Below are 7,273 nucleotides of genomic sequence, written 5' to 3'. Positions count from 1 at the left end.
TGTTGTCGGTGGTGAAACTCGAGGTGAACGGCACCAGGTTGTTTCCGGCCAGGTCGGTCACTGCCGCGGTCGCGTGGACCGTGTAGACGCCGCCCCGCACCATGGCGCTATTGGGCTTGATGGTGGCTGTCGTGCCGGCAAGGGTGACGGTTGCCGGGACCGGTGCTCCGGCCGGGTCAGTGAGATAAACCGAGGCCGGAACCACCGTCCCCGATGTCACGGACTCGTTGAAGGTGACAGTGGCGCTGGAGGTGGTGACTACCTTGGTCGCCCCGTTGGCCGGCGAGACGGAAGCAACCGTGGGACGTACGATATCTTCCACTGTGAGAGTCAGACCCAAGCTTCCGGAGTATCCGGCAGCGTCGTACCCGTAGCACGTGACGGTGACGGTCGAGTAAGGTGCGGCGTTAGTCGGTATCCCGAAGACGAAATCCTCGCTGGTCGAGAGGGTCGAGGTTATGTACTTGTTCATCGAGGCGCTGGCCGCTCCACTGGCGTTGCAATAGACGCGGACGACACCGACGTTATCGGTGATCCTGGCTGTAACAGTCGCGGTCTCGCCAGGTTTGTATTTCACCGAGGTCCCCGGGCTGCTGAGGCTGCCCGTCGGGGGGACTGCATCACGCAGCACCAGGTTGCGCACTGCCGGAGGCTGGGTGATGTTTCCGTAGGCGTCCTTGGCCGTCGCGGTGAGCTGAATGGTTCCGGCCGAGGTGAAGCTCGTCGGAATCGGCACGTTACTGAAGTAAGCGGTCAGGCTCTTGCCGGTAGCGAAGGTCTGAGTCTGGGTCCAGTTCAGTTCTCCACTGGCGCTCAGGGTGACCTCCTTGATGTCGGAGTCGTCGTCAGCCTTGACGTTGACCGAGAAGGACCCGTTCCCCATGTATACCGAAGCCCCTTCAGTCGGAGTGGTGATGGAAACGACCGGGGGAGCCGTGTCGACGGCGTACAGGGTCTTGTCCGTCGAGCCAAGCGTGCCGGTGGCGGTCTCCGCGACGCAGGAGATGGTGTAGGGCGCCGAGGAGGTGAGCGAGTCCGCCAGGGTGAAGCTCATGCTGCGGGTCACCGAGATCTGCGGCGGGTCGAAGGTCTCGACCAGGGATCCGTCGGAGACGTTGCCCGAGACGTTGCAGGAGAGCTTGGTTATGCCCCCCGCGAAGCCGGCCGAGACGGTGGCCGTGCCGGTCTCGCCGGCGCGGTACCTGGTGGTCTCACCCGGGCTGGTGACCGTAAGGGTCGGCCTGCTGCTGGCCTGGGCAGAGATCTCTGCAGGGGTGAGCGCCCTCTTGTAAATGGTGAACTCGTCCAGCTTGCCGTTGAAGGTGTTCCCCAAACCGGGGCCGTTGCCGAACATCAGCGCCCCCGAGGTGTCGCGGATGCCGCTGCCGGCGCTATAGGCTGAGCTGGCCTTTTCCACCCCGTCGATGTAGACCTTCATCACGTTCTGGTCGTTGTCTACCACCGTGGCGAAATGGTACCACCTCCCCGAAACGACGCTGCCTGCTGGGGTATTAGCGCTGACCGTTGTGTTGTTGATCAGGGCCTGCGGTGTCGAGTTGAAGTGCAGGAACCCGGTGTTGTTCAGCCACAGGGCGAACTCCCTGTTCTCGCAGCCGGTGGTGCAATCAGGGGTGTTTCCCTTCCAGTAGATGTTGGCCCAGACCCTGTCGAAGGAGTTCAGGTAGAACCAGCCGGTGAACGTGAGGTTGCGGTCGCTGTGGAAGGCCGGGGCGTCGTTGAAGCTCACGTAGTCATTGTTGTCGTAATAGGATGCCGAGGTGCCGATCACCCCGGGGGACGCGAAGGTGACACCGTTGAGAGTGCCGGTGTTGCCGTTGCCCGAGTAATCCTGCATGGTCCCGTCCATGTGCCACATTCCCGAGATGGCTGCATCCCTCTGGTTCAGCGGCAGCAGTTCGATGACGCGGCTCACCGGGTCGGTGGCATTGCCCGCCGCATCCCTGCTGGTGATGTCGAGGACGTTCTGGCCTAGGGCCAGCGGGTAGAGCAACTGCCAGGTGTGGTTTCCGTCCATGGGCACCACCTGCAGCCCATTGATCCTGATGGAGGAGCCGGCCTCCTTGGTGCCGCGCAGCACCACCAGGTTGTTGTAGGTCGTGGTGGGGACGTCCTCCAGGGTCGGTGCCACGGGCGCGACGCGGTCGGCAGAGATCCCGGCGGTGTAGATCTCCGTGATGTCTTCAGGCAAGAGGGTGCGCCGGTACATCGATACCTCGTCTATGTACCCCTGGAAGAGCTGCACCATCCCCTGCCTGCCGCCGATTCTGAACTCGTTCTGGGCGGTAGAGTAATCTCCTACGTTTCCGCTGACCGTATAGCTGTGGACCAGCCTGCCGTTGGCGTACAGGTTAGACTTGCCGTCGGCCGCCGAATAGGTCCAGACCACGTGCGTCCAGGTGTTCAGAGGCGCCACGTATCCGGTATTGATGAAGGTCCATCCCGGACTGGAGTTGGCTATCGCCCACTGGATGGTGCCGTCCGGATAGCGGGCAATTTCGTACTCGCCCTCCTTACAAACGATGATTCCACCGTAAGAGGCTGTGCCGGGGCCTGTCGGGTAGATCCAGGCGGAGGCTGTCATCTGTGCACTCATCACCAGCGACGACGGGCTCCCCATCGCGGCGTAGCTGCTCGTCCCGTTGAAGCTGCCGGACTGCGTCCCCCCTACATGCTGGCTGACGAAGGTTGCACCGCCGGCCGCGGTCCCGTTGTTCCCCTTCCCGGAGTAATCGTTCCAGTCCCCGTCCATGGGCCAGTAGCCGACCAGGTCGCTGTCCGGTGACTTGGTGGTGAAGGAGGAGGTGAAGCCGTCCGTGGTCGCGTTACCGGAACGGTCCTTCAGTCCCGGCTTGACAGTGAAGGTGTAGGTGCGCACGATGCCGAGCTGGCTCGAAGGCTTGAAGATCAGGGTGAGCCCGTCGGTCGACAGCGACACGTTGCCCGCCACCGCGCCGTAGGAGGAGGTCATGGTGACGGCGTCGCTCGCCAGCGAGGCCGCATCGAGCGGCTCGTTGTAGGTGACCGTGACCATGGCGTTCAGGGCCACGTCGGTGGCGTTGGCCGCCGGGAGGTAGGAAACCCACTGGGGCGGGATGCCGTCGGTGACGAAGTTGACCACGTAGGGAGCGGCCAGCGCGTTGCCGGCGTCGTCGGTCAGGGCGCTCCCCAGCGTGAGCTGGTAGGAGGTCGCCAGCAGGAGGCCGGAGGACGGCTTGATGTTCACGGTCTTGCGGTCGGTCGACCATGCCAGGATGACGGGAACGTCCGCGGAGCCGGTCACGTTCCTCAGCTGGATGGCCGTCGCTGCCGAGGCTGTCGCGACCGGCTCGCTGAAGGTGATGTTGACGCTGGCATCAGCCAGGATGTTGATCGAGTTGTTGGCGATGGAGGACGACGCGATGGTCGGCGGGGTCCCGTCGGTGGCGAAGTTCACCACATACTGCGCCGTGGCGTTGCCCGCATCATCGGTGATCCCGGTGGTCAGGGTCATCACGTAGGAGGTCCCCTTGGCCAGGTTCGAGACCGGAGTCACGCTGAGGCTCCTGCGGTCCGTCGACAGCGCGATGGTTGCAGGAACGGTCGAAAGATCGGCCGATTTGGCCAGCACCACGGTCGAGGCGTTGACCGAGACCGACGCCAGCGGTTCGCTGAAGGTGAAGGTAAGGGTCGGGTTGAGGCCGATGTTGGTAGCGTTGTTCGCCATGCTCGAGTTCGAGACGGACGGCGGCGTGCCGTCGGTGGCGAAGTTAAGCCGGTACGCGTTCAGCGGGTTGCCGGCATCGTCGGTGACGCCGGAGGTGAGCCTGATGGCGTAGGAGGTCCCCTTGGTCAGGTTCGCCGTCCCCTTCACCGTCAGCGACTTCCGGTCCGCCGCCAGGGTCAGGTTGGCCGCGACCGGCGCATCGAGGTTGGCCGCCGTGCTCAGAAGGACGGTCGAGGCGTTGACCGATGAGGCGGCGACCGGCTCGCTGAAGGTGAAGCTCACCGAGGTGTCCAGCGGGAGGTTGCCGGTGTTGTCGGCCAGGCTCGAGGCGCTCACGCCGGGGGGCGTGCCGTCGGTGGCGAAATTGAGGCGATAGAAGGCAAGGTTGTTGCCGACCTCGTCGGTGACACCGGTGGTCAGCCACAGCACGTACGAGGTTCCCCTCGTCAGGTTACCGGCCGGTGTGACAGTCACCGACTTCCGGTCGCCGGCCAGCGTAATGGTCAGCGGGATGCCGGTATTGAGATCTGCCGCCGTGGTGAGCACCACGGTCGAAGCGTTCACCGACGCTGCCGCCAGCGGTTCGCTGAAGCTGAGGGTGATGGCCGGCTTGAGCGGCAGGTTGCCGGTATTGTCCGCGATGCTCGATGCGGTGATGGTCGGAGGCGTGCCGTCGGTGACGTACGGCACCTGGTATGCCGAGCCTAGGGCGTTGCCGGCCTCGTCGGTAACCCCGACAGCCACGGTCAGCAGGTACGAGCTGGCCTTGACCAGGCTCGCCACCGGGGTAGCCGTAGCGGTTTTCCGGTCGGCCGACAGCTGCACCGTTACCGCCAGGGATGTCGACGGGTCGACAGCGTTGACCAGAACCACGTTGGAGCCGGAAAGCGAGGCGGCCGACATCGGTTCGTTGAAGTTCACCGTGAAGACCGGGCTCAGCGGCTGCGTGGTGATGATGGAGGAGCCGGTCACGGTCGGCGGGACCACGTCCGCCACCAGGAGACGCAGGGTGGCTGACGTGCCGATATTGCCCTGTTCGTCGTAGGCGCTGCAGGTTATATCCATGGCGGCATCGGTCGTCGCATTGACCGCCACCTGGAAGTTGAAGTCGCGGCTAACGCTGAGCTGCGCCGGATCGACCGCAATGGCCACACTGCCGGAGGCCGCGCCGGTGGCGCTGCAGGTGATGCCCCTGACGCCCGCGTCATCGCTGGCGGTGACGCTCACCGTCCCTGTCTCGCCCGGCTTGTACTTGGCCGTCTGGCCGGGGCTGGTCAGGGTCAGCCTGGCCACGGTGTTGTAACGGGCCTGGATCTCGGCCGCGGAAAGTACCCGGCTGTAGATGGCGACCTCATCGAGGAGCCCCAGGAACGATTGGGTGGTCTCGAACGTGCCGCCGACGGAGTCCTGCTCCTGGCCGAGAGAAACACTCCCTCCCGTGACAATGGCCCTGCCGGCAGCCAGCGCCCCGGTGTAGGCCAGGGTTCCGTCCTTGTACAGCTTGGCGCTGCCGTCGGATTTCTGCCACGTCACCGCGATGTGGTGCCACTTGCCGTCATTGGCGGAAACTCCGGTGACGACCGAGTCGTTCCCCCTGATGATGCTGAAATTGCGGTAATCGTAGACGATGAATTCGTTGTCCATGCTCGGGACGGCGTAGGAGACGGGGGTCCCGTACTTGGTCGTGTCGGAGCTGTTCATCCAGAACTCGACGGTGATCTCGTTCTGCGGGAACGACGCCATGGGGTTGCTGATGAAGTAGCTGGAGCTGCCGTTGAAGTTTGCTGACGATGCACCGGAGGTCCTGTCGCTGCTGAAGCCGGTGCCTCCGCCGGTTACGCCGTGGTTGGCGTTGCCGGAGTAGTCGAGCCAGTTGCCGTCCAGGTGCCAGAGGGCTACCACGGAGGCATCGTTCTGCTTGGCCGGGAGGAGCTCGATGCCGGCCTTCTTGACGGTGCTCTCGTTGCCGGAGCGGTCCCTGCTGGTGATCTCCAGGGTGTTGCGGCCCGGGAGGAGGGAGTACGGCGCCTGCCAACTCTCGGAGGCGTCGACCGGCACCACCAGCGTGCCGTTCACCCTGATCGAGGTGTCGGCCTCCTTGCTCCCGGAGAGGACCACGGTGCTCGCGTAGGTGGTGTCGGGGAGCGGGTTCAGCCCCGGTTCGGCGGGAGCCGTGGTGTCTCCGGAAACGCCGCCCTGGTAATGCTCCATGATCTCCGCACTCGGAAGGGCGTAACGGTGGACCGCGACCTCGTCGATCAGGCCGTTGAAGGTGTTGGCGCTGCAGCAGCTCTCTGCCCCGATCCAGAAGTTCGCGCCGCCGTTGTCCTGGACCCACTTGGCGGTGATGGTCTTGGCCAGGACACCGTTCACGTAGATGCTCAGGTTGGAGCCGTCGAAGGTGCCGGCAACGTGGTACCAGTCGCTGGTGTTCGGTTTCACGCCGGACTGGGCGTAGTAGAGCACGCTCTTGTCGCCGGTGAAGACCACGAACTCGCCGTCCCTGAGCCCGATGGCGTAGTCGGCCGTGGCGCCGGTCCCGCCGGCGAAGGCCTTCCTGGTGCCGACGACGCCGGCGTCAGCCACCTTCACCCACGACTCGATGGTGAAAGTGTTGTCAGGGAAGTTCCCGTAGAGGTTGCCGACAACCACCGAATCGCTCCCCCCGAGGAAGCTCCCCGAGGAGTTCCCCAGCACCTTGTCGCTGGAGAAGGTGGCGCCATTGGCAGGTGTGCCGTTGTTGCCGTTGCTGGTGGCATCGAGGAAGTCTCCGTCCATGGAGAACTTCGCCACAGTCACCGGGTAGTTGATCGGGCCCTGGTAGGCGCCGGAGACGGCGAGGAGATCCTTCAGATAGCTGCGCGAGGTGTAGTCGCTGCTGAAGTCCCAGATGTTTATGAAGCCGGAGTTCGGATAGGTCGCGTTATAGTTCTTGCGCCAGGCAGCCGCGCCGCCGGAGGAGGAAGCCAGCACCTTGGTTACCTGCGACGTCGGAACCGGCCGCCTGCTGGTCCAGCCAGTGGTCAACCCTGCCGCCGCACCGTCCGCGGTGATGGTGACGGTGTCGTTTCTGTCCCAGCTCCCGTAGGAGATGCCCAGGACGTTCTGCATGCCGCTGGAGCCGCTGGCGCAGGTATTGGTGTTGGTACGGCCGGCGTGCCCCTGGTAGCAAAGGGGCACGTCCTGCATCCAGACCACGGTGCCGCCGTTGTTCATATAGCGCCTGATCAGTGCCTGCGAGGAGACGACGTCGTAGACCGTGTCGGGTGCTATATCCTGGGCCATGACCACCACCGAACCTGCGCCGTTGCTCTCCATGAAGGTCTTCAGCTGCGCCGCATTGCTCTCGGTGTAGCCGTTGGCCACCAGGAAGTTCTTGTAGATCAGCGCTTTCTGGGCGGTAATCCAGGAGGTCGGGTAGTTGGTGTCGTAGTAGACCGCCTTCTTGAGCTCGCCGTAGCCGGTCCTGAAGGCGACGGTGAGGTCGGAGGCGATGGCATTGCCGTACAGGTCCTGCAGCCCGGCCTTGATCGCCAGGGTGTAGGCGGT

The 7,273-nt window shown here is 64.2% G+C and carries 1 protein-coding gene; it reads right to left on the bottom strand.

Translation table 11 applies throughout. The annotated features are described in order from the left end of the window. The coding region (locus AC11W3_RS04035; protein WP_484092539.1) for an Ig-like domain-containing protein at positions 1–7,273 on the bottom strand (7,273 nt) is incomplete at both ends.

The sequence above is a fragment of the Geomonas sp. genome, from assembly GCF_056994735.1.
The sequence above is the reverse complement of the archived record's forward strand: the minus strand, read 5'-3'. Positions and strand labels throughout refer to the sequence as shown.